This window comes from Aulosira sp. FACHB-615, assembly GCF_014698045.1.
In the GTDB taxonomy this organism is placed as follows: domain Bacteria; phylum Cyanobacteriota; class Cyanobacteriia; order Cyanobacteriales; family Nostocaceae; genus Nostoc_B.
Genome location: NZ_JACJSE010000027.1, coordinates 1 through 22,340, shown reverse-complemented (window position 1 = coordinate 22,340; position 22,340 = coordinate 1). Strand labels below are relative to the sequence as shown.

Sequence of the window (22,340 nt, the reverse complement as noted above, 5' to 3'; positions counted from 1 at the left end):
TAATAGTAGGTTGAGAATTTCTCAGCCTACTTTTTTATATATTTTATTAGCCATTAATAAAGCTCCCAAGAATTTCCTTGAGGAGCTTACTGAGTGTGAAACAGTAAATGACTAAAATCTATCTTTGCAGATTTAGCTTTACATCTTCCCAAAGATAGGGTTTATTGTCAATTAAATTTTTTATAGAGAAATAAAATGCAACATTAGATACTGACAATTCAAAAATATTTCATCATTCAGGGATACTAGAGACAAGATAGATGTTTGGAGCAAACCATATTCTTATTTTCTATATCTCACGTTAGAGGACAAAAACTGCTCAAAAGATAGAAGAAAAAACAATGATGAAAATATAATCTCAGTATATAAATCAATTCGTGATTTTATTTTATTGCTAAGTTTAACTAGCTGTAAAATTTGGTGTTAAATCAAATTTTGCTATTTAAAAAAGGAGATATTTAATTGTGAATTATACAAGTAATATTTATACTCACTGGAAACAGGCTAAAGGTGCGATCGCGCTTACATTAATGGCAATATTCCTCCCGGCTTGCAATTATAACGAACCACAGGCCATCACTCCAGCCACACCCCAGCAACAACGTAACCAAGTTAGTCGAGAAGTAGTAGACAACGAAATTGCAGAAGTAACAGATAAAACAGATGAACTCATCGGTAAAACTGTCACAATTAGAACGCAACCGATTAGATTAATTGGCCCTACAAGCTTTACAGTTAATGATAAAGAGCTATTTGATAGTCAAAATATTTTAGTGATTAATGCCACAGGCAAGCCTTTTACATTGCCCAGTACAAATGATATACCCCTGCAAATTACTGGACAAGTTCGCAGATTTGATTTAGCAAAAATCAATCAAGATTATAAATTAGATTTGCAGTCTGAATATTACAGCGATTATGATGATCAACCCGTAATTGTTGCCAAATCACTAGCTTTATCTCCTAACCCCGGTGAACTGACTGCCAACCCCAGCGCCTATTATGGTAAAAAACTCACTGTAACTGGTGAAGTTGAAAATATTAGTAGTGCGATCGCATATACCTTAGATGAAGACAAATTCTTTGGTGGAGAAGATTTACTCATACTCCACACCAAGTCACAACCAAGAGTGAAGCAAGGAGAACAAGTAACTGTTTCTGGTGTATTACGTCCGTTAGTAATTGCCGAATTAGAGCGAGACTATAACCTAACTTGGGATTCAAATTTACGGAAGCAATTGGCAGCAAAATATCGAAATCAACCTGTATTGATAGTTACGAATTAGTCCTTATACTAAGTTGCGTTCAGAAATATTATTCCTACTCCCAGCCCAAATTACTATCTTTTAGGACTTACGCAAAAAAACGAAAAAATAAGGTTTTAGAACAGGGTGCAGGGGTATGAGGGTGTAAGTATTCTAAACCCTTACACCCTTACACCCCCACACCCAATCTTGGTGCGTAATTCCTGTCTTTGATTGCAACTTGGTATTAACATCTTCAAAGTAAACGGCGTTCTTCACCCCACTTACGTAGTCTGAACGCCAAAAGCAACATCAGAACACCAAACATAATCGCATAAGCAGCCGTCATCCATAAAATTACTAACGCTCCTGTAATCGGCCAGATAATCAGTAGCACGCCAAAAACCAGAGATGCAATCCCCGCAGCGATGAGCAACCATTCATCGTCAATTTCTTGGCGTAAATGGTTGGCTGCAATAATCTCAAATATACCTGTGATAATTGCCCAAGCCGCTATGAAATAAAGCAAAACTAATGCTGTAATTCCCGGCCAAATAAATGCCATAACTCCCACTGCAATTCCAATTGCACCTTCAATTACCAATAACCAGCCGTGGATGTTACCGAGATGGTCTTTAAATCCAGCGATCGCTAATAATATTCCACCACCTAGCGCAAAGGCCGCAAACAAAAATACCAAGGCTGTTAAGGTAATTCCTGGCCAAAATAATGCTGCTAAACCAAATATGATGGCGAGTGTTCCCCGCAATGCGAGTGTCCACCAGTGTTTTGCTAACCGGGTTCCTATTCTCATAGTCTTTCAAAGCTTTTCCCTACCAGAAGGGCTTGGTCATTTAAATCAATGATGGAAATTTCTGGCTCTTCTTCCATCTGACTAATGCTGTATGGTGCGAGATGGATGAATATTGTTGGATGAGGGTGTAGGGATGTACTTATTCAAAATCCTTACACCCCAAACCCTTTCACCCTTACACCCAATCTCCACAGATAATCTTTGTGCGTAAGTCCTGTTACATAAGGGCTGTGCAGAAACTTTCAATATGGCCTTGCAGTTTTTACGGTAGTTGTGACATACTCGGAAAATAAATACGGTAAATCTATCGAGTTAGTGATGTTTGCTAATTGAACAGCCTATTACCAATGGTTTCTGAATGGTAGAAACCACTAGATTTATCAGTGAAATCAATCTCAAAGCCAAATTTAAAATCAAAAATTGTTTGACTTTCTTTGCTCACCATACAGCCAGGAATAAACAATGTTAAAAGACGCGCAAGGCCTTGAAGTTACGACAGACTCACCAGCAGCGATCGCAGCTATCAACCAATTTATAGATCAATCCCTCAGTTATGGCAAAGATATTGAAACTGTGATTCTGGAAGGTGTGAAAGCAGATCCAGGTTGTGCAATGCTTTATGCCTATACAGCAGCTTATTATCTGACGCAAGAAAATGCTCAGGCGTGGAAACAAGCAAGACCTTATTTACAAGCGGCGCAAGGGCTGTTATTTGGGATCACCAAACGAGAACGATTGTATATCCAGGCGATCGCCGCTTGGGCAATGGGAGCAGTTGATCAAGCGATCGCCTTACACGAAAAAATAGCCGCAAATTATCCGCGTGATTTAATTTCGGTGCAGCAAGGACAATATCACTACTTCTATTTAGGGGATCAAGAAAGATTACTCAAAATAGCTCAAAACGTTCTCAGCGCCAATCCAGACAACCATTATCTATACGGTATGGTGGCCTTTGGTTTAGAACAATGCCATCAACTAGAACAAGCCGAAGCAATGGGGCGAAAAGCCACAGCTATCAATCGCCGTGACCCTTGGGCGCATCATGCAGTTGCCCACGTTATGGAAACTCAAGGCAGAGTAGATGAAGGTATTGCTTGGATGGAAAGTTTGGCAGATACCTGGGAAAACTGCAACTCTATGTTGTACACCCATAATTGGTGGCATGTGGCGCTTTATTATTTAGAACGAGGCGACATCCAACAAGTATTAGCCCTATATGATGCTTATGTGTGGGGTCGAGCCAGAAAAGAATCTCCCAAGGATCAGGTAGGAGCGATCGCATTATTGCTCAGACTAGAGTTGCGCGGTGTTGATGTTGGTAGTCGTTGGCAAGATATCAGCACCTATCTGTTTCCTCGAATTAATGAACATGCTTTACCCTTTCAAGACTTGCACTACATTTATGCCTTAGCCAAAGCTAGACAATTTGACTGGGTAGACGAGATGTATTTGAGTATGCAAAAACATACTCAAACCATCAATCCATACTTGCGTCAGAATTGGTTAGAAGTCACAATTCCAGCAGCTAGAGGTATGATTGCTCATGCTAAAGGAGACTATGCCAAAGCTAAATCTGAATTAAAAATCGTACTACCAAAACTGCATCGGATAGGTGGTAGCCATGCTCAAAGAGCCTTATTTGAGCAAGTATATCGAGATGCAGTTTGGCATAGTGAAAAACAAAGTCAGGTTTATGCAGTGGTGGCTAGGTGATAGGTTACAGCTATTAATCTTGGCGGGGCGCTCATTGGCTTGGGTGTGACAGCCTTACTTTTTGTCCCGATGGCGATCGCTATTAAACTTGATAGTCCGGGGCCAATCCTGTTTAGTCAAATTCGCTGTGGCTGGATGGGTCAAAAATTTCGGATCTGGAAGTTTCGCTCAATGGTGACAAATGCGGAGGTACTCAAAACCAGCGTTCCTAACCAAGCTTCTGGTGCTTTTTTCAAAAATGATCATGACCCACGAATTACCCGTATTGGACGCTTTCTTCGCAAAACCAGTTTAGATGAATTTCCCCAATTTTGGAATGTTCTTATCGGCGATATGAGCTTGATTGGAACTCGTCCACCAACGCCCGATGAGTTAGAAAAATATGAAGTGAGCAATTGGCAAAGATTGGATGTCAGACCGGGAATTAGCGGTGAATGGCAAGTTAATGGTTGTTCAAAAATCCGTAACTTTGAGGATGTAATTGAACTAGATTTGCGTTATCAACAGAATTTGAGTTTACTCTACGATTTCACATTAAAGTTATACTCGTGAAGTAGGAGATAAAAACTGTCTGTTACTCAAAAAGAAAATAAATTTTTAAGTAAATAGAAAGATGCCAATAAACCGAAGTATGTAACAAACAATAAACTTGCCTAAAAACCTTTTCTCATCTGCCTTCTGCCTTGTTATAACGACAGTTTTTAACACAGACATATTTAGTTGTTATTCATAATGGGCATGAAGTATAGTTTCCCATTCTTTCACAATCCCTGATATCTAAACTTCTTGAATACCTTATTTTAAAAATAGCATTTACCCGACAAATTATGAATTCTAAAGTAAAAATTATAAAATCTAGTGGGATTTTTGATGGTAGAAAAGGGCGACAAATTAATGAACGAGTAAGCAACCTGATTGATTCAGAATTTAATACTTTTGTGGAATAAATGAGCAGATTAAAATAATTCTAGATATCAGTGGTACAACAACGGCTTTTGAAGTATTCTCCGATCAATGAGCATTTATTCAAAAAGCTACTCATTACCAAAATTGATTTCTAATAAAGAACAGTCATCTGTGAATATTTGACTACCTGTAGCATTTTTAATTGCCTCTAAAATAGAGTCTAATTCAGTTGATGCTTGCTGATTGCATCCAGTCATTAAATCAATAAAGCTGGGTAAATTCCACATTTTGCCATCAGGCTTTTCAAATTCGTAAAGTCCATCACTAAAAACATACAATTTACTGCTAAGTTGAATATCACATATAGCATTATAGTATTGATTTTCGGCATATATTCCAATAGGCAAGTTGGGGGTAATTAATTGTTGTACTTGTAAATCAGAATCAGTTGTAGGCGAAAATAATAAAGCGGGTGGATGGCCTGCACTAGCATAAGTTAGCTGAGAAGAAATTCGGTTAAAAACCCCATACCAGATAGTGAAGTACTGGTTATTTTGTTTATCCATCTGAAACACTTTATTTAAGCTGTGAAAAACTTCAGATGGATTATAGAGATTAGTTTGAGGTAGAGATTGCGATCGCAACAAATTATGTATAGAAATTGAAGGCAGAGCCGCAGCCAATCCATGACCAGAAACATCAAGTAAATATATTGCTAAATTATCCTCATCTAACCAATAATAATCAAAACAATCGCCGCCTAATTGACGGCAGGGAAAAAACCGAGAATTAATACTAATTAATCCTGATAGTGGTTTGGGAAGAATAGACTTGACATAATCAGCAGCTTCATTTAATTCTGTTTCTAAAAGCTGTTTTTGCAATTGTAAATCTTGAGCTAATTTCTGGAGTTCTTGATTTGTTTGATATAGTCTTAATCCGGCTCTAACCCTTGCTTTTAGCTCATTCACATCAATGGGTTTACTCAAGAAATCATCTGCACCTGTATCTAAACCTTCAACGCGGTCTTCTACAGCCTTGCGGGAAGTGAGCAAAATAAAGAAAGTTGATGATAACGATGGTTCCGATTTAATTTTGCGGCACAGTTCTAAGCCATCCATTTCATCCATTTGCCAATCTGAAATGATCAGCGCCGGATAGTGTTTATGAGCTTGTTCTAATCCTTGTATTCCACTAGATGCCAGAATTACTTCATATCCCTGAGCTTGGAGAGCTTGTTTTAAAACTAGTTGGATCAGGCGATCATCATCAATTACTAAAATTTTTACGGGAGAATTAGATATTTCAGCCATATTTTTAGAGAGATTAGTATATTTATGAGTGAGTGTCACAGGTGGAAAGATTTTGTAAAGTCGTAACGACCTTTTTATATTCCCTTTCTAACTGCTGAACCAGAACAGAAATTTGCTCTAATGATTGATCTAGGGCAGAATTTTCTAAAGTTTCACAGATATCGCCCAGGTTCACAGCACCAATACTCACACTAGGCGATCGCAAAGCATGAGCCGCTTTTTGCAACTTTATTCTGTCTCCCACTTTCATAGCCTCTTGAATTATTTGGATTCTCATTGGAGTATCTTCTAAGTAGACTTGGATCAGTTCAGCGACTAAATTCTCACCATCACTACCAGCCATGTTTTTTAACTCTTGCAGAAACCTTAAGTCAATTACTGCTGCTACGTCAGATTCTGGCGTGATGGAGGCTATTGCAGATTCAGGTACATCTATTGGCTCAGAGGGGGCTGCATCTTGATATTGCTGAATATCATACTTTTTCAGCACATCTTCCAGCGCCTCTAAACGAATGGGCTTACTGACGTAATCATTCATCCCAACTCTTAAGCACTCTTGACGATCTTCTAGGCGAGCATGGGCAGTCATCGCAATTATCCAGGGTTGAGTATGAGGAGAGAATTCCTGACGAATGCGGATAGTAGTTTCCCAGCCATCCATTTCCGGCATTTGGATGTCCATAAACACAACATCATAGAATTGCCGTTGCAAAGCTTCCAGGGCTTCACGTCCATTATTTGCCACATCAGCCCGAAAACCCAACCGATGCAGCATTTTGAGCGCAATTTTTTGATTCACCAACACATCTTCTACCAAAAGAATCTTCAGTGGCAAATTTTGCCCTAAGTTGTCATTAATTCTGGGTAGATGTGGTGTAGGTAAGCGGGAGTAAGAAGGAATGGTAACTTGAGCATCAATTCTTTGAGTAGACCAACTCCCACGGACAATTTGTAAGAGGGTATTGTGTAACTGGTACTGTCGCACAGGCTTATGCAAAAAGGCCGTAAACTCAGTTGCTACCTGCTTGACCTCTAAGGTTTGCTTACCTTTAAAACTCAACATCACCAAAGGTAGATTTTTTTGTTTGGGTATAGCTCGAATTTGATCTGTCAGTTCCTGAATATTCAGCTGGGGGCTATCGATATCCAATATAGCTAGGTCAAAGGCTGGTTGTTGCTTGATTAAACACAGAGGAACAGCCTTTAATTCTATTGCTTGGACATGGACTCCCAAGCTCTGAAGTTGCCAGGTTAAACATTTCTGTAAATTGACGTTATCTGCTGCCAGTAGTAATCGCTTACCAACAAGCTCTGGATAAATACTGCAAGAACCATCAATCGCCGAAGGATCAACTTGTAATGTGAGGGTGAAATTGAAAGTAGAACCTTGACCAATTTCACTTTCTACCCACATTCTGCCCCCCATAATCTCGCTCAGGCGCTTGCTAATTGCTAAACCTAAACCTGTGCCACCATAACGCCGATTCATGGAAGCATCTATCTGACTGAAGGGCTTAAATAGTCGATCTAAGCGATCGCTGGCAATTCCTATACCTGTATCACTCACCGCAAACAGAAATTCATAATATACATGATCTCCAATTGTGGTTTCTGGCTGGTGAACTTGTTGCTGCACTGTGATTGTGATAACGACTTCTCCAACTGTGGTGAATTTCACTGCATTGCTGACTAAATTCCAGAGAATTTGGCGTAAGCGGGTAATATCACCAATAATTAAAGTCGGTGTATGGGGTTGGAATTGGTACATCAATTCGATACCTTTCAAGGCTGCTTGGGGAGCCAGTAAATCTAAGGCTTCCTCCACGCAAACTTGCAAGTCAAAAGGTTGTTCTTCCAACTCTAAATTTCCAGACTCTATCTTAGAAAAGTCGAGAATGTCATTGATAATCGTTAATAAGGCATCTCCACTGTTACGGATAGTTTCTACATAATCGATTTGCTCAGGCTTCAGGGGAGTATCCAAAAGTAATCCTGTCATACCGATGATCGCATTCATGGGAGTGCGAATTTCATGACTCATAGTGGCGAGAAAATTACTCTTGGCCAAATTTGCAGCCTCAGCTGCTTGCTTGGCAACACTAAGTTCTTTGTTTTGCTGTGCTAACAGATTGGCTTGGTGAGTTTCTTGCGCCAGCAATTGTGCTTGGGTGAGGGCAATACCCATTTGATCGGCTAGGTGTTTGAGGAGATCCAGTTCTAACTCAGTCCATTGTCTAGGGTGAGCGCACTGATGGGCAATTAATAATCCCCACAAATCTTCCCGCACCAAAATTGGGACAACCAGATTGGCTTTTACCTGAAACCTCTGTAAAAATGTTACATGGCAAGGTTGTAATGCTGCTTGCTCTATATTAGAAATGACGCTAATCCTTCCCTGACGATACAAATCTAGGTATTTGTAAAAACAAGGATCGTAAATATCCTGATCCAAAGTGGCTGACCAACCTGAAATTACTGCCTCTTGTACAACTTTACCCGAACCATCAGGATTCATTTGGAAGATTAAAACGCGATCGGCTTGCAAAATACGCTGCACTTCCGTCACTGTTGTCTGGAGAATTTTTTCTAATTGTAAGGATTGGCGAATTTCTTCCGTAATTTGCTTGAGCAAAAGAGCGCGTTGGTATTGCTGCTGTAGCTCTTCTTCTGCCTTTTTGCGTTCAGTAATATCTAAATGGGTTCCCACCATTCTCAGAAATTTCCCTTGGAAATCTCGATTTACCAACTTACCCCGATCTAAAATCCATTTCCATTTTCCTGATTTAGTGAGAAAGCGTGCTTCTGCCTCATAAAAAGGCGTATGACCTTTGAGGTGAGCTATCAGCCGTTGTCGCATCAAAAATCGGTCTTCTGGATGGATCAACCCATTGGCAATTTTAATATTGTCTTCTAGCTCATCTGGATGATAACCCAGCATTGTGTACCAGCGTGAGCTACGATAAACTTCTCCAGTAGCTAAATTCCAGTCCCAAAGACCTTCTTCTACAGCATCTAGCGCCAATGTTAACCGTTCTTCACTTAATTTCAGGGCATTTTCTGATTGTTTTCTCAGGGTAATGTCACGATATTTCCACAAGTGACCATAAAATTTGTCATCAACAATAATGGGTACATAGTCTTGTTCAAAAATTCGCCCATCCTGGAGTTGCCATTCTTGATTGACAACTATCTCTCTTTGATTTAGGAACTCATGTACACGCTGGATAAATTTTTCTGGCTCCACAAACAGCTGTTTGCTCATTTCGGATGCTTGGCGACAATCCATGCCTTGTAAAGCTTCTGGAGGCAGGGAAATACCAAATAGATCGCAGAATTCTTGATTTGTCACAACAACGTGGCGGTTTTCGTCTTCTAACAAAACACCAATTTGCAGACTTTCAATTAGTGTTGTTAATCGTGAAGCTGTGGCTCTTAATTCGGCTCGTTGTTCTGTGAGTTTCGTGGTCAGTTTTTTGGCATCTGTGAGAGCAGAATTTTTGGCTTGTAAGAGAAATAGATAATCTGAAACTGAGTCGTATAAAGGAAAATCATCAATACTCAGTTCTAGTTGTTTGAGGGCGGTAATATCTGTAATCCAGGGAGAACCAAGAAATACTAGATGATTGTTTTCCTCCACACATACTATCTGTCCCTTGAGTTGCATATCTTTGTGGAGAGATTGCAAAAGAAACAGCGATCGCGTTTGTTGACAAATGGCCTCAAAACTAACTGCACAGTTGGGGCGCTTGATGCGGAAATGTGCTTCTAGGGAGCTATTGAGGATGGTCATCGGTTCGAGAATCCTCTGAAGTACCTCACCCACCTGGATAATCTGCATTTCTTGATTAATTACCAGATGGAAGGGAAACAATGCTGCAAATTGGTCAGCACTAAAACTGAATTGCCTTAACGCGATCGCCTCATTATTTGTCATCAGATTGCGTATCTGTGTATTTAATAGCAAAGGTATCGTGAGCATCTCCTTGTTCACGAAAACTTATTTGAGTAATATCTATATCTGTATGAAAACGTTTTCCTAATCCATGCAGTAAACCAATCACCATCGGTGCTAATCCTTGCCGAGTAGATTGGTAGTGGAGATTCATGGATTGTTCACTGGTGTGTTCACACTCAAAAGATGGGGGACTAAGTTGAGAAAAACTTAAACCTACCCTCGCATGGAGATTATCCAAATTCTCGATAAACTGGGGTAAGGAACTTCCAGCACTATCTAAAAGTTCTCCATAGCCTTCTTTGGCAGTATAGTTAACCCAATATTCTCCAAAAGCTATCAAAATTTCCTGTGCAGGCATACTCAAGACCTCACAAGCCGCTTCAACCAAACTATAGGTAACATCGTCGGAATAACCATCCATACCAATAAAAAAGTCAATATCTTCCAGTCCCGCCTTGTATTTAATAGTTTCCCAAATATCCTCTCCGTGGCACTCACAAATCATATCTTGAATTGCTTTGTTCACTAGTCCGTACATTTTCTTACCTTGCTTGTGTAAAAGTGTGATTTATTGCTTAAGTAACTTGTGGGCTGTCGCCAGTATTTCTGATTTGATAAAAATTGAATATATCCTATAAAGTCAATTTCCTAAAATTTATAACTTTCCGGCTTACCTTTTGTCCACTTAAATTAATAAGTATAAAATCAACAGGCTGAAAGCTGAATCATCTATTTAGCACACACAAAAGATTCTGAAGGCAGTTAAGCGCGTTTAGAGGTATAGGAATCCGATTTGATTTCTTAATCTAGTTGTGTAGGCAGGGAGTAGGGAATGGGGAGTAGGGAGTAGGAAAGAAGCTTGACCTGGGTCTACTGATTTTTTTCATAAATCAAATGGCATTGCTGAATGAGGGGATGAATTTGATGTCTTGGAAATTTTTAACTCCTTATTCTCTCTGCGTCTTTGCGCCTCTGCGTGAGATAAATCATCCCGCAATTATGCAACGCCAATCAAATATTAGTCCTATATGAGGGAAAGAATCTAAACGACCATTACATACAATACCTTTGTCAAAATAAACTCACCCTCATAAATTGGCAAAGGTATTGTATAAGTTAAGTGTTATTTAACCTTGAGGAGTGGATTGATTATGATGCGTTGGCTCACAGCAGTTACACAACGAAATCTGTTGAATATGGCTGTTGTCATATTTATCGCCCTAGCTAGTAGTTTCACTCTACCTACTCCTGTTTGGGCTGCTTCTAGCTTGGGAATTGATCATGGTCATCTAACCGCTTGTCCGAGTTCGCCAAACTGTGTTGTAAGTCAAGGTGCGGATGCAAAACACGCCATTGAACCGATCGCTTATCATGTAGACCGGGATACAGCACGCGCAACCTTACTCAAGGTTCTCACCGTTGTTCCTCGAACAGAGGTGATAGAACAAACAGATAATTACATTCACGCTCTTTCTAAGAGTCGCATCTTCAAATTTATTGATGATGTGGAGTTTTATTTTCCTGAAAATGAATCAGTGATTCATATCCGTTCTGCGTCTCGTGTCGGACAATCGGATCTTGGTGTCAACCGCACACGTGTAGAGCAAATTCGTCTGGCTTTGCGCGATTTAAAGATTTAAGTTGCAGTGCGATCGCTCAGTTACCAATTACTTCATAACCTGCCTGAATCGCAGTATTGTAGATTGTAGCGATCGCCTCATAGTCTGATAAATCCACAGCCGCAAAACCCTTGACACCAACTTTGGTCATAGCAATTTGAAGTTCTGCATCAGGTTGGAGTAAGGCTGCTTGAATCTGCTCAATCACTGATTTATCTAGATGTGGTGCAGCGACTAAAGGCGGTATCGGACATGGGCCAATCACTTCTATCACTCGCAAATGTTCAGATAACTCAGGAAAATCTCGTAGTTCTTGTTCCAAAACTACACTATCAATCCCCGCGCAATCTGCAAGCCCATCCACCACCCAACGTATCGAACGCTGGTGAAATCCTGATGCTATGGTCTGTCCAAAAAAGTTTTTTGGGTGTTGACCTTGTAATAACCGATGTCGGAGCAGATTATAGCCACTATTAGAGCCGAGGTCGTTGTAACACAGAGTTTTACCAGCCAAGTCTGCAAAACTATACAGATGACTATTTGCATTCACAATCACATCCGTAAAGTAAACAGGATGGTTTTGATAACGTGGTGCATCCAGCACTGGCGCAACTATTGGTTGTAGTTGATTTTTCGCTACTTGATTATATCTGACCAGAGGTAAACCACAAATAAACGCTAAATCTAGCTGGTTTGTTAAGAGTGTTGGGTCTTGTAGCGGGTCATATTGACTTGCTTGTAGTTGGGTTTCGACTCCCAAAATCCGACCAACATAACCCACAATTGCTTCATAAAACCCAAACCAACTCGGCGCTAAGTAAGATATGACCCGCAGCTTTGTTAGTTCACTCACTGATGACTCTCCAAATCCAATTCATTTTGTAGTGCGGGAACTATGATTAGCTTGCGATATGACCAATGAATGCTGAGGAAAATTAGACTCATCAAGGTCAAAAACATAATCTTGAAAACTATGCCATAGCTTTTAGTATGCGACCACAATCGCTGAAAAAACGCTGTCCCAATCAACACAGGCTGCCACAGGCTTTGATTAATGTTCTGAGAATTATTTAAGCCAATAGTTAAGGATGCTGTATTTTGCTGTGCAACTGTCATTATTACTACCTTTTGAGCTATGTCCTATAAATACGGTAATTCGATAGATTTAGTGATGTATATTAATATGGCATAGCTTGAGGCCACAAGCAAGCTTTTATCCAAAATGTAGAGATGTTGTATACAACATCTCTACGTATTAGATGGCGTAGAAATCATGTTTAGTAAAGCAAATGAGTATCAGCCGCAATAGTAAATATTGATTCATTGTGATATTTGCAACGACTAATATAAGTGAAATACGTCAAGCGATCGCCAGAGTTAAAATAAATGTAAAAGTTTAGCAAAAATACTCATAATTAATAATCACTGCCAACTAATTCCCCATACAGCTTTATGGCTGTGATATTATGGGAGACTGCTGCATATATTTAGAAAAACTAGAAAAATAGATCATGGCTCTGACGCAACAGCGCAAACAAGAAATAATTTCCAACTTCCAAGTTCACGAAACCGATACTGGTTCGACTGATGTCCAAATCGCAATGTTAACAGAGCGAATTAACCGCCTCAGCGAACACCTCCAAGCAAACAAAAAAGACCACTCTTCCCGCCGTGGTTTGCTTAAGCTGATTGGTCATCGTAAACGCCTGCTGGCTTATCTCCAGCAAGAAAATCGGGAAAAATATCAAGCTTTGATTGCTCGCCTTGGTATTCGTGGATAGGGACTATCGCTTATGTCTGCTGAAGAATCTGAACGCAGTCGTTTGCCTTTTGAACCGAACAAAAAACGCCAAAAACCTGTAAAAGTTCAAAAAAATCCCATCAAATCCAATATTTCCACAGAATCAGCCAGCCAGAAACCGCCATTGACAAAAGAAGAAATGGCTATTCCCAAAGTGGTGAGTCAGAGGATGATTCGGCGGGTGGCATTTTTTTGTGGTGTCCCCACAGCGTTAGGGATTACTACATTAGTAGTTAGCTATCTACTAGCGACACAAGCCCAGATCAAAATAGCTCCTGTTGCCGTCTTACTGGTTAATATGGGGCTATTTGGTTTAGGTGTGTTAGGCATTACTTACGGCGTTCTTTCAGCCTCTTGGGATGAAGAAAGGCCAGGAGGTTTACTCGGAATCAGTGAGTTTTCCACCAATTTCGGACGTATGGTAACGGTTTGGCGCGAAACTCGATAAAAGAACCTCTGACAATTGGCGCTCAGGTATTCAGATAACTCAGTATTGGGTAATTTACGCATAAATGTTGAAGTTAAAGTTATATAGCTTCAACATTGCTAATCCAGAAATCTACTATCTGATGTCACCCAATATCCAGTAGTTCCAAGACTGAGCGCCTTATTTTTTTACCAAAAACTGGGGGTGTGGGTGTGAAAGAGTATAGGGCTTCGCCGTGAGCGTCAGCCGAACGGTGTAAGGGTTTTGAGCAAGTACACCAATTAACACCTCTGACGAAATAAGTTTAGTAAACGTAACCGACAGCAAAAGACTTCTAACTCTCTAACCTGTAACCTATAACCTGTAACCTATAACCTGTCACCTATAACCTGTAACCTATAACCTGTAACCTATAACCTGTCACCTGTCACCTAATAAATGTTAATTTCTCATCATTAAAAATTACGCGCCACACTGAGAAGTACGACAATATAGTTAAGCTTATTCATTTGATATTTCACTCAACTAATCAGGTAATTTAAGATGATCGTAGTCATGAAGATTGGTTCCCCAGAGGCGGAAATCAACCGCATTGACGAGGAACTAACTAGCTGGGGACTAACACCAGAAAAAATTATAGGTAAACACAAAGTCGTAATTGGTTTAGTCGGTGATACTGCTGATTTAGATCCCCTACAAATTCAAGAAATTAGCCCGTGGATTGAGCAAGTTTTAAGAGTAGAACAGCCTTATAAACGGGCTAGTCGTCAATTTCGTCATGGCGAAGCTTCAGAAGTGGTGGTGAATACTCCTGATGGTGCAGTTGTCTTTGGCGAACAATATCCGTTAGTGGTGGTGGCTGGCCCTTGCTCGGTAGAAAACGAAGAAATGATTGTGGAAACAGCACAGCGAGTTAAAGCCGCAGGTGCTAAGTTTTTACGCGGCGGTGCATACAAACCCCGGACTTCGCCTTATGCTTTTCAAGGACATGGTGAAAGTGCTTTGGATTTACTGGCCAAGGCGCGAGAAGTTAGCGGGTTGGGTATAATCACTGAAGTGATGGACGCTGCTGAACTTGATAAAATTGCGGAAATTGCTGATGTTGTCCAGGTAGGGGCGAGAAATATGCAGAACTTCTCGCTGCTGAAAAAAGTCGGCGCACAACCCAAGCCGGTGCTGTTGAAACGGGGAATGTCATCCACAATTGAAGAGTGGTTAATGGCGGCTGAGTATATTTTGGCGGCGGGAAATCCGAATGTAATTTTATGTGAGCGCGGTATTCGCACCTTTGACCGCCAGTACACCCGCAACACCCTAGATTTATCGGTAGTACCTGTATTGCGAAAACTCACACACCTGCCGATTATGATTGATCCTAGTCATGGTGTTGGCTGGGCTGAGTTTGTACCGGCTATGGCGATGGCTGCGATCGCATCTGGTACTGATTCTCTCATGATTGAAGTGCATCCCAACCCGAAAAAAGCTTTATCTGACGGGCCACAATCGTTGACACCAGAGCGTTTTGACCAGTTAATGCAAGAATTGGCTGTGGTTGGCAAAGCTGTAGGACGCTGGCCACAACCTGCAACCGCTTTGGCTTAAGGTAACAGGACTTACGCACCAAAATTATCTGTGGGGGTGTAAGGGTTTTGAATACTTACACCCCATACCTTTACCAATTCCTTTAGTAGTGTTCTTTGTAGAGTACATCTCAGGTGTTACTAGTGCGATGTTAAGAAATCTAAATTCCAATCAATCGTGAACTTTTGCCAGTCTGCGCTAGGGTAGAAAAGGACACGTAATTTATCCATTCCTGCTTGTGTTTCTTTGCAAACGTCCAGCCGCCTTATTAAGCTTGGCTGTTTTACTTACTTCCCTAACAGCTTGTAGCAACACTCCAGCCGCTAAAAACCTGGAAAATTCTTTGGCGGCTGATCCCCAACTGCAAAACAACCCAGTTGTTTTTGGAGAAACTAGTAAAAACGAAGCACCAGCGCAAAATACAACAACAGTCCAGCTTCCTGCGGATTTTCCCAAAGAGATTCCCTTATATACTAATGCCACACTTCAGGAAGTTACACCTGCAAGTAATTCCAATAATCAAGTATCAACTCGTTGGCTGAGTTCTGACCCCAGCAATTTTATTACGAGCTTTTATCGTAGCCAGTTGCAAGATAATAACTGGCAAATTTCACAACAGCCAACTGATGATGTAGGTACTTTTGAAGCACGACGCAATGATTTGCTAGTCAAAGTATCTATCCAACCCCAATCTGTGACAAATCCTGCACCTAATCAACCACAAACAGCTACTAGCATAGTGATTGATTATGCGCCCAATAGTACCAATACTGCACAATCTCAGCCCACAACTAACAATACTCCCCAAGCTGGTGATCCGCAGTTTATTGGGCCAGTTGCACCTAACACTACAACTCCCCAACTCAACACTACACCCAATAATTCAACCACCACTGCAACTACAGCAGTATCTCAAGAATTTGCTGACCTCAACAAAGTACCACAAGAATTACGTCAACATATCCAAGATTTAGCCGCCTTGGGTGTGTTATCGGTGGAATCTCCCGCAAATAAGGCGAATACAAATAACACGAATTTATTTGAACCTGGTAAAATTATCACCCGCCGAATCTATGCGCGTTGGTTGGTTGCGGCTAATAATGCGATGTATCCGAACAATTCTACTAAGCAGATACGTTTGGCTAGTGAAAGTACGCAACCTGCTTTTAGTGATGTAGCAAAAACAGACCCAGATTTTGCCGCAATTCAGGGACTAGCTGAAGCTGGTTTAATTCCTAGTACCTTATCAGGAGATACAACCACAGTTTTGTTTCGTCCTGATGCACCTTTAACTAGGGAACAGATGATTTTATGGAAAGTGCCTTTGGATACTCGCCAAGCTTTACCCACGGCTAATTTAAATGCAGTTCAACAAACTTGGGGTTTCCAAGATGCTGGGAAAATCGACCCGAAGGCATTAAGGGCAATTTTGGCAGATTTCCAAAGTGCGGAACAATCAAATATTCGGCGAGTATTTGGTTATACGACGCTATTTCAACCGAAAAAACCTGTGACTCGTGCTGAGGCGGCGGCGGCTTTATGGTATTTTGGCACGCTAGGCGAGGGTGTATCGGCTGCTGATGCTTTGAAGGTGAAGCGATCGCCTGCCTGATTCTTCTTTATACAATATTCGTAAATCGTGAAAATTCAGTAAATATATTTTGCTGCGTCTTTATCTGCTGCGACTTTTTCAGTAAAATTGCAGAAATTTGGAACTGTAACTACAAATTTTAACCATCATTTAAAAATACAGTCGGTACATTTACCTTTTTCTCAAATATCTTTTTACTGGATACGCAGCAGATGAAAAAACAATTGTTGGCGGCTGGCTTTGTCGTTGTATCTTTGGTGTTGCCGCAGAAAGCTTTGGCTGCGAATTTTAGCCAGCTTTATGTATTTGGTGATAGCTTATCGGATACAGGTAATGTTTTCAATGCCACGGGTGGTACTTTTCCAGCAAGTCCGCCTTACTTTAATGGCCGTTTCTCTAATGGCCCTTTGTGGTTGGAATATTTTGGTAATCAGTTAGGATTAAACCCTGCTTTAATCACCGATTTGAATAATGGTAATCCCAGCCAAGGTATTAACTTTGCCTTTGGTGGTTCTTCGTCTGGTTTGGGTAATGCGGTTGTGAGAGATGCACCATTACCGGGAGTTTTAGGACAAGTAGGTGTATTTGCTCAGTCTTTATTGGCTAATAACCAAACTGCTGACCCAAATGCACTGTATGTTGTGTGGGGTGGTGCTAATGACTTTCTATTCCCTAATCCCGACGACTCATCAATACCAGTTAATAACATTACTCAGGCATTAAGTACCCTGGTGAGTGTGGGTGCAAGAAATCTTTTAGTGTTTAACTTGCCCGATTTAGGCAAGCTTCCAGGCGCTACTGTAGATAATCGAGTTCCGGCTAGTCTGACGCAATCAAGCAATAATTTTAATTTTGGCTTGCAAGCAACTGTCGCTGCTTTCAGTCAAAATCCCAATCTGAATGTTATTCCTGTGGATGTCAATTCTTTATTTAATCGGGCGATCGCATCTCCAGCGCAATTCGGGTTTAATAATGTTACTGACTCTTGCTTATCTCGGTTTGATATCTGCCGAAACGACCAAACTAAGTTTTTGTTTTGGGACGATTTTCACCCAACTACCACGGCGCATCAATTTATCGCAGATACCGCACTAGCCGCCATCCAAGCACAGGAAGTCCCCGAATCTTCTACAACTTTAGGATTATTGGCGCTTGGTGTTGTGGGTGGAGTTGGAATACGCAAGCGCCAACAAAAAAAGCTGGCTGTCACTCCAGCAAATCCGGTTCTTGACGCACAATTATCTCGTATAAAGGTTGAAAGCTAAACCAACCTAAATTATGCGAACCAACTTGAGTATGTGCTATCTCTGCATACTCATGTTTAATCGGGCTAGGTTTACCCGCAGCCTCAGCTAATAATTGTGCTTGACAAGAACGCTCCATTGTGGTGAACCACCAAGCAGCTTCATCGACTGAGTGACCAACAGTAAGTAAACCGTGGTTTTTCAGGATAATGGCTTTGTTTGTCCCCAGGGTTTGGGCAATGCGCTGTCCTTCCTGCGGGTCAAGCACTACACCTGTATAGTCATCAAATAAGCTGTGGTCTTGGTAAAAAGCACAAGCATCTTGAGTCAGGGGGTCAAGCAAGCGACCAAGGCTTGACCAGCTTTTACCATAGATAGAATGAGCATGGGCGGCGGCGACGACATCTGGTCTAGCTGCATGAATTTGGGAATGAATGGCAAACGCAGCCCGATTCACTGGGCGATCGCCTATAATTACCTCACCTTCTTGATTGACTAAAATTAGGTCACTGACGCGAATTAAACCAAAGTGCATTCCAAAAGGATTCACCCAAAAGTGTTCCGGCGTTTCCGGGTCGCGTGCTGTGATATGACCTGCAATTCCCTCATCAAAGCCATAGCGGGAAAATAACCGCAAGGCGGCGGCTAGTCTTTGTTTCCGGTGTAGGCGTTCTTCGGTAATAGAAGTAAATTTTGGTGGTTCAGGTGCGTTTGGTTTTTGTACAGATATTGTTTGCATAATTAAGCCAGTGGTGAATATTTATCGTTAGGATAAGGCAGAAGACAGAATAATTTTAATAAATGTGGGATTACGAACAGTTATTTAAGATTATTGAAGAATTGGTGATGCACCATTCGCCTAGCGGTGTAGAGGGTGAGATTAACCAATTTTTACTCCAGCAATTTGCTGCCCTGGGAGTAGAAGTTTGGAGCGATCGCGCTGACAATATTATTGCTAAAATTCCAGGGAAAGACTCTACTAGAGCGATCGCTATTACCGCCCACAAAGATGAAATTGGCGCAATTGTCAAAACAGTTGGCGAAGCAGGTAAAGTAGAAGTCCGCAAGCTTGGCGGTGCTTTTCCTTGGGTTTATGGCGAAGGCGTGGTTGATTTATTAGGCGACAATGAAACTATCTCTGGTATTCTCAGCTTTGGTTCTCGCCATGTCTCTCACGAATCTCCGCAAAAAGTCCAACAAGAAGACACACCTGTAAAATGGGAAAATGCCTGGATTGAAACCAAGCGCACCACCGCCCAACTAGAAGCCGCAGGTATTCGACCAGGAACCAGAATGGTTGTTGGCAAACATCGCAAACATCCCATTCGCTTAAACAATCACATCGCCAGTTACACCTTAGATAATAAAGCTTCAGTTGCGATTTTGTTAGGTTTAGCGCAAACCCTGAAGCAACCAGGCTGTGATGTGTATTTAGTCGCCTCAGCCAAAGAAGAAGTCGGCGCAATTGGGGCGTTATTTTTTACCCAAAATCAGCAATTAGATGCGTTGATTGCTTTAGAAATTTGTCCCTTGTCTCCAGAATACCCCATACAGGATAATGAAAGTCCGGTGTTGCTGTCTCAAGATGCCTATGGCATATATGACGAAACCTTGAATTTGCAATTGTGCCGTGCTGCGAAGCAACTAGATATAACTTTACAATTAACTATTCTCAGTGGCTTTGGTAGTGATGCTTCCATTGCGATGAAATTTGGTCATGTCGGTCGTGCATCTTGTTTGGCATTTCCCACACAAAACACCCACGGTTATGAAATTGCTCATTTAGGTGCGATCGCTAACTGTATTAATCTATTAAAAGGCTTTTGCGAAACATTCACCGAATAAAGCCGATGACGGGATTTGAACCCGTGGCCTGCTGATTACGAAACACTAAACCCAGTAATCGTATTTACTGGGTAATTTAATATGCAAAATTTGTATTTTGTCACTCTACTACAAAGTAAATAGAATCAAGTTTCTGTTTAAGGGCATCAAACGCCAAGCCCGGACTTAAACAAGTTTCTGACTGAATTACACCATCTCTCAAAGGCGATTCACAAGCCGCATAGCAGAATCCATCCTCTGTGAAGAAGATTTCTAAAAGTAAGCCTTTGTAATTTTGGTAATGAACTGTCATTTCAGTTATTGTACAAAACTCTTATTTTGTTATTTCCCTAACAAGGATAAAGCTAGAGGACAGTTAGACTGGCAGTTTTTAGGGAACTTAGCACTTATACCTTTTTTTGATTTTGAAATTAGTGCTTTACTATTGCACGTAGTACAGTTGTATTCTTCTGTCATTTTATTAGTCAAAATTTATATTTCGTCATCATTTTGATTTATTCGCTCCCATTCAGGATGTTCGCAAGGGTCGTAATTACTAGATTCGCATTCAATCAAGCTACCGTCTGCCTCAATAGAAAATACGGTTTTCCAATATTCACAAGGCTCACCAATATTTTCTTCTGTTAATCCCTGAAATTGCCCAGCATCGCTAAAGATACCTTCTTCGGTGTAATAGCTCAAGTAACCAACAACAAGGAAATCGCTCTCTATTTTTATTAAGATAAATTCATCTGTATTATCGAAATGCTCTTGAATGCAATCAACTGCTTTATCTAATAGCGTTTTACGATAAATGTCTTGAATAACTTCTGTTGCTTTAATTTTTAAGTTTTCATCCATTGTTCAAAAGTTAGATTTTGTCTCATGGTGGCAGAGGGCGATCGCGTTTACTGAGGGCTAAATCAAAAGCCCTCTGGTGTGCTTTCTCGTCTATCCAGCTATGGTACAAGCGGCTGTGAACCTCTAGGGAGTGTCCCATCTGCTTGGCTGCTAATGAAATATCAATTCCATATTCTAATGAGCGTATCGCCCAAGCATGGCGTAGGTCATAAGGTGAAAAGGGGATGTTCGCCCGACGAAAATATCTTGTTACAGTTTCACCTATTACCCGATTGGGGCGATCAAGGTCTATTTTTGGACATTTAGGAAATGCTAGTTCAAATACATCAAACCATTCAGGATGCAATGGCCACACAATTCTTGAGCCAGTTTTACCATCAGTTATTGTTATCCCTTTTCCCGGTTTCAAGGTCGCTAAGTCAACATAAAAAACCTCATGATTCCTTAATCCATAAGCTGACATAATCCCGTAAACCCATCGCCAAGAATCATTCTGAATCAAGTAAAAACCATCCTGGATTTGCTTATCGCTCGGAATCTCACGGGGTCGTCTTTTAGATAATGAGTAGTTACCTGATAATTCCGAAAAATCAGCGTTCAGTCCGGCGAACTTGGCAAAAATGGTCAGAGTAGATGCAAACCGTTTTCTACTCCGCGTATCTGGTTTTGATTTTTGAATAATTATATCTTTTAAAATTTCAATGCTTAAAACATCATTTTGGGGTAAAAATTTTAAAACTGATACATATTCAACGTTCCAAGTCGTTTCTGTCTTAAATGTCTTCGTTCTTCTTAGAAAGTATTCTTTTTCAAAATCAACTATTAATTCTCCTATTGTTTTCTTGTCTTCAGCTAATTCCAAATCAAGGTAATCAGCCCAATCAAATGTTTTCGCGTCGATTTGCACGCTGATTTTCTTAGCCAGTCTCTCTGCTATCTTTACCCCATCAGCATTAGCATTGGCGGCTGATATCCTCTGTTGATAAGGTTTGTTCTTGCCTAATAATGCCTTGGGAGGCAATGTTCCCCGAATGTACAGCCGTCCTCCGATTTGCTCAATTGTTAGTCCACAGTAGTTGTTTTTTAAGCGTCCATTCGCTTCTTTAATTCGCTGTTCTATCATCTCATTCACTCATTCATCCATGCCTGTTCATCTTCAAGATTTTCATCGTCATCCTGACCTATTACCGACAGAAAGAAATAACCGCAGGTCATACACTCGTAAACGGCATGGCGCTGATCCAAATACCACCCATTAGAGTTACATTTTTCACAACAAAAAGGTAGTTTTACTATTTGGTATCGTTCATTCATTTTTTTTTCAGCTAAACTATTGACCGTGTAAAACTCTCATCGGTGCGATCGCGCTTCTGTGGCATGAAAACGCGATCGCATTTCGCATTTTTTGGCATCCCCGAAAATTTGTCTACAGTTGCTACAGTGC

At 40.8% G+C, this 22,340-nt stretch carries 19 protein-coding genes and 1 pseudogene; 10 read left to right on the top strand and 10 right to left on the bottom strand.

Annotated elements, in window-relative coordinates; translation table 11 throughout:
- The first annotated feature begins 464 nt into the window (after positions 1–464).
- Positions 465–1,286 carry a hypothetical protein gene (locus H6G77_RS27755; RefSeq protein ID WP_313954530.1) on the top strand — a complete coding sequence of 274 codons (822 nt, stop codon included), beginning with the start codon at positions 465–467 and terminating at the stop codon, positions 1,284–1,286.
- 214 nt (positions 1,287–1,500) lie between these two features.
- On the opposite strand, the gene H6G77_RS27750 is transcribed toward H6G77_RS27755, so the two are convergent.
- Positions 1,501–2,058 (bottom strand): HdeD family acid-resistance protein, encoded by a 558-nt coding sequence (locus H6G77_RS27750; protein WP_190873267.1) that lies wholly within the window; start codon positions 2,056–2,058, stop codon positions 1,501–1,503.
- A 462-nt stretch (positions 2,059–2,520) separates the two neighbouring features.
- Between H6G77_RS27750 and H6G77_RS27745 the strand changes: the two genes are divergently transcribed.
- Together H6G77_RS27745 and H6G77_RS27740 are read left to right on the top strand one after the other, a co-directional pair.
- Entirely contained in the window at positions 2,521–3,774 is a 1,254-nt protein-coding gene (locus tag H6G77_RS27745) for a tetratricopeptide repeat protein (protein ID WP_190592635.1), read from the top strand.
- 12 nt (positions 3,775–3,786) lie between these two features.
- Positions 3,787–4,326, top strand: a pseudogene (locus tag H6G77_RS27740) (sugar transferase); the annotation flags it as partial.
- A gap of 482 nt (positions 4,327–4,808) precedes the next feature.
- Here H6G77_RS27740 and H6G77_RS27735 read toward each other — a convergent pair.
- The 3 genes from H6G77_RS27735 to H6G77_RS27725 are packed head-to-tail and all read right to left on the bottom strand — an operon-like array spanning position 4,809 to position 10,486.
- Positions 4,809–5,993 (bottom strand): PP2C family protein-serine/threonine phosphatase, encoded by a 1,185-nt coding sequence (locus tag H6G77_RS27735; RefSeq protein WP_190592636.1) that lies wholly within the window; start codon positions 5,991–5,993, stop codon positions 4,809–4,811.
- A 22-nt stretch (positions 5,994–6,015) separates the two neighbouring features.
- Positions 6,016–9,927 carry a response regulator gene (locus tag H6G77_RS27730; RefSeq protein WP_190873266.1) on the bottom strand — a complete coding sequence of 1,304 codons (3,912 nt, stop codon included), beginning with the start codon at positions 9,925–9,927 and terminating at the stop codon, positions 6,016–6,018.
- On the bottom strand, positions 9,917–10,486 hold the full coding sequence (locus H6G77_RS27725) for a heme NO-binding domain-containing protein (protein WP_190592638.1): 570 nt from the start codon (positions 10,484–10,486) through the stop codon (positions 9,917–9,919). The genes H6G77_RS27730 and H6G77_RS27725 overlap by 11 nt, the downstream gene beginning before the upstream one ends.
- Positions 10,487–11,099: 613 nt before the next feature.
- Here H6G77_RS27725 and H6G77_RS27715 point away from each other — a divergent pair.
- Positions 11,100–11,588, top strand: coding sequence for a DUF1499 domain-containing protein (locus H6G77_RS27715; RefSeq protein WP_190592639.1), 489 nt, complete (start codon positions 11,100–11,102; stop codon positions 11,586–11,588).
- 16 nt (positions 11,589–11,604) lie between these two features.
- Here the strand turns inward: H6G77_RS27715 and H6G77_RS27710 are convergent, their stop codons facing one another.
- Both H6G77_RS27710 and H6G77_RS27705 read right to left on the bottom strand, forming a co-directional pair.
- Positions 11,605–12,420, bottom strand: coding sequence for a phosphate/phosphite/phosphonate ABC transporter substrate-binding protein (locus tag H6G77_RS27710; RefSeq protein ID WP_190873264.1), 816 nt, complete (start codon positions 12,418–12,420; stop codon positions 11,605–11,607).
- Positions 12,417–12,683, bottom strand: a complete 267-nt coding sequence (locus H6G77_RS27705) for a hypothetical protein (RefSeq protein WP_190592641.1) — start codon at positions 12,681–12,683, stop codon at positions 12,417–12,419. Before H6G77_RS27705 ends, H6G77_RS27710 begins: the two co-directional genes overlap by 4 nt.
- A 395-nt stretch (positions 12,684–13,078) precedes the next feature.
- On the opposite strand from H6G77_RS27705, the gene rpsO reads away from it, so the two are divergent.
- The 5 genes from rpsO (at position 13,079) to H6G77_RS27680 (ending at position 18,232) form a co-directional block, all read left to right on the top strand.
- On the top strand, positions 13,079–13,348 hold the full coding sequence (rpsO, locus tag H6G77_RS27700; protein WP_190592642.1) for a 30S ribosomal protein S15: 270 nt from the start codon (positions 13,079–13,081) through the stop codon (positions 13,346–13,348).
- Positions 13,349–13,360: 12 nt separating this feature from the next.
- Positions 13,361–13,816, top strand: a complete 456-nt coding sequence (locus H6G77_RS27695; protein WP_190873263.1) for a PAM68 family protein — start codon at positions 13,361–13,363, stop codon at positions 13,814–13,816.
- Between the two features lie 522 nt (positions 13,817–14,338).
- Positions 14,339–15,397, top strand: a complete 1,059-nt coding sequence (gene aroF, locus H6G77_RS27690) for a 3-deoxy-7-phosphoheptulonate synthase (protein WP_190592644.1) — start codon at positions 14,339–14,341, stop codon at positions 15,395–15,397.
- 217 nt (positions 15,398–15,614) lie between these two features.
- Complete coding sequence (locus H6G77_RS27685; RefSeq protein WP_190873262.1) at positions 15,615–16,988, top strand: S-layer homology domain-containing protein; 1,374 nt, start codon at positions 15,615–15,617, stop codon at positions 16,986–16,988.
- 191 nt (positions 16,989–17,179) lie between these two features.
- Positions 17,180–18,232 carry an SGNH/GDSL hydrolase family protein gene (locus H6G77_RS27680; protein WP_190873261.1) on the top strand — a complete coding sequence of 351 codons (1,053 nt, stop codon included), beginning with the start codon at positions 17,180–17,182 and terminating at the stop codon, positions 18,230–18,232.
- Here the strand turns inward: H6G77_RS27680 and H6G77_RS27675 are convergent.
- Positions 18,174–18,950: a class II aldolase/adducin family protein gene (locus H6G77_RS27675; protein ID WP_190674010.1), complete on the bottom strand. Its 777-nt coding sequence runs from the start codon at positions 18,948–18,950 to the stop codon at positions 18,174–18,176. The two genes, H6G77_RS27680 and H6G77_RS27675, sit on opposite strands and share 59 nt — an antisense overlap.
- Positions 18,951–19,012: 62 nt before the next feature.
- Between H6G77_RS27675 and H6G77_RS27670 the strand changes: the two genes are divergently transcribed.
- Positions 19,013–20,056: a M42 family metallopeptidase gene (locus H6G77_RS27670; protein WP_190592648.1), complete on the top strand. Its 1,044-nt coding sequence runs from the start codon at positions 19,013–19,015 to the stop codon at positions 20,054–20,056.
- A 100-nt stretch (positions 20,057–20,156) separates the two neighbouring features.
- Here the strand turns inward: H6G77_RS27670 and H6G77_RS27665 are convergent, their stop codons facing one another.
- The 3 genes from H6G77_RS27665 to H6G77_RS27655 all read right to left on the bottom strand — a co-directional run bounded on the left by H6G77_RS27665 (position 20,157) and on the right by H6G77_RS27655 (position 22,019).
- Positions 20,157–20,348, bottom strand: a complete 192-nt coding sequence (locus tag H6G77_RS27665) for a hypothetical protein (protein WP_190873260.1) — start codon at positions 20,346–20,348, stop codon at positions 20,157–20,159.
- 179 nt (positions 20,349–20,527) lie between these two features.
- Positions 20,528–20,896: a hypothetical protein gene (locus H6G77_RS27660; RefSeq protein ID WP_190873259.1), complete on the bottom strand. Its 369-nt coding sequence runs from the start codon at positions 20,894–20,896 to the stop codon at positions 20,528–20,530.
- Positions 20,897–20,918: 22 nt separating this feature from the next.
- Positions 20,919–22,019, bottom strand: coding sequence for a site-specific integrase (locus tag H6G77_RS27655; RefSeq protein ID WP_190873258.1), 1,101 nt, complete (start codon positions 22,017–22,019; stop codon positions 20,919–20,921).
- Positions 22,020–22,340 lie beyond the last annotated feature (321 nt).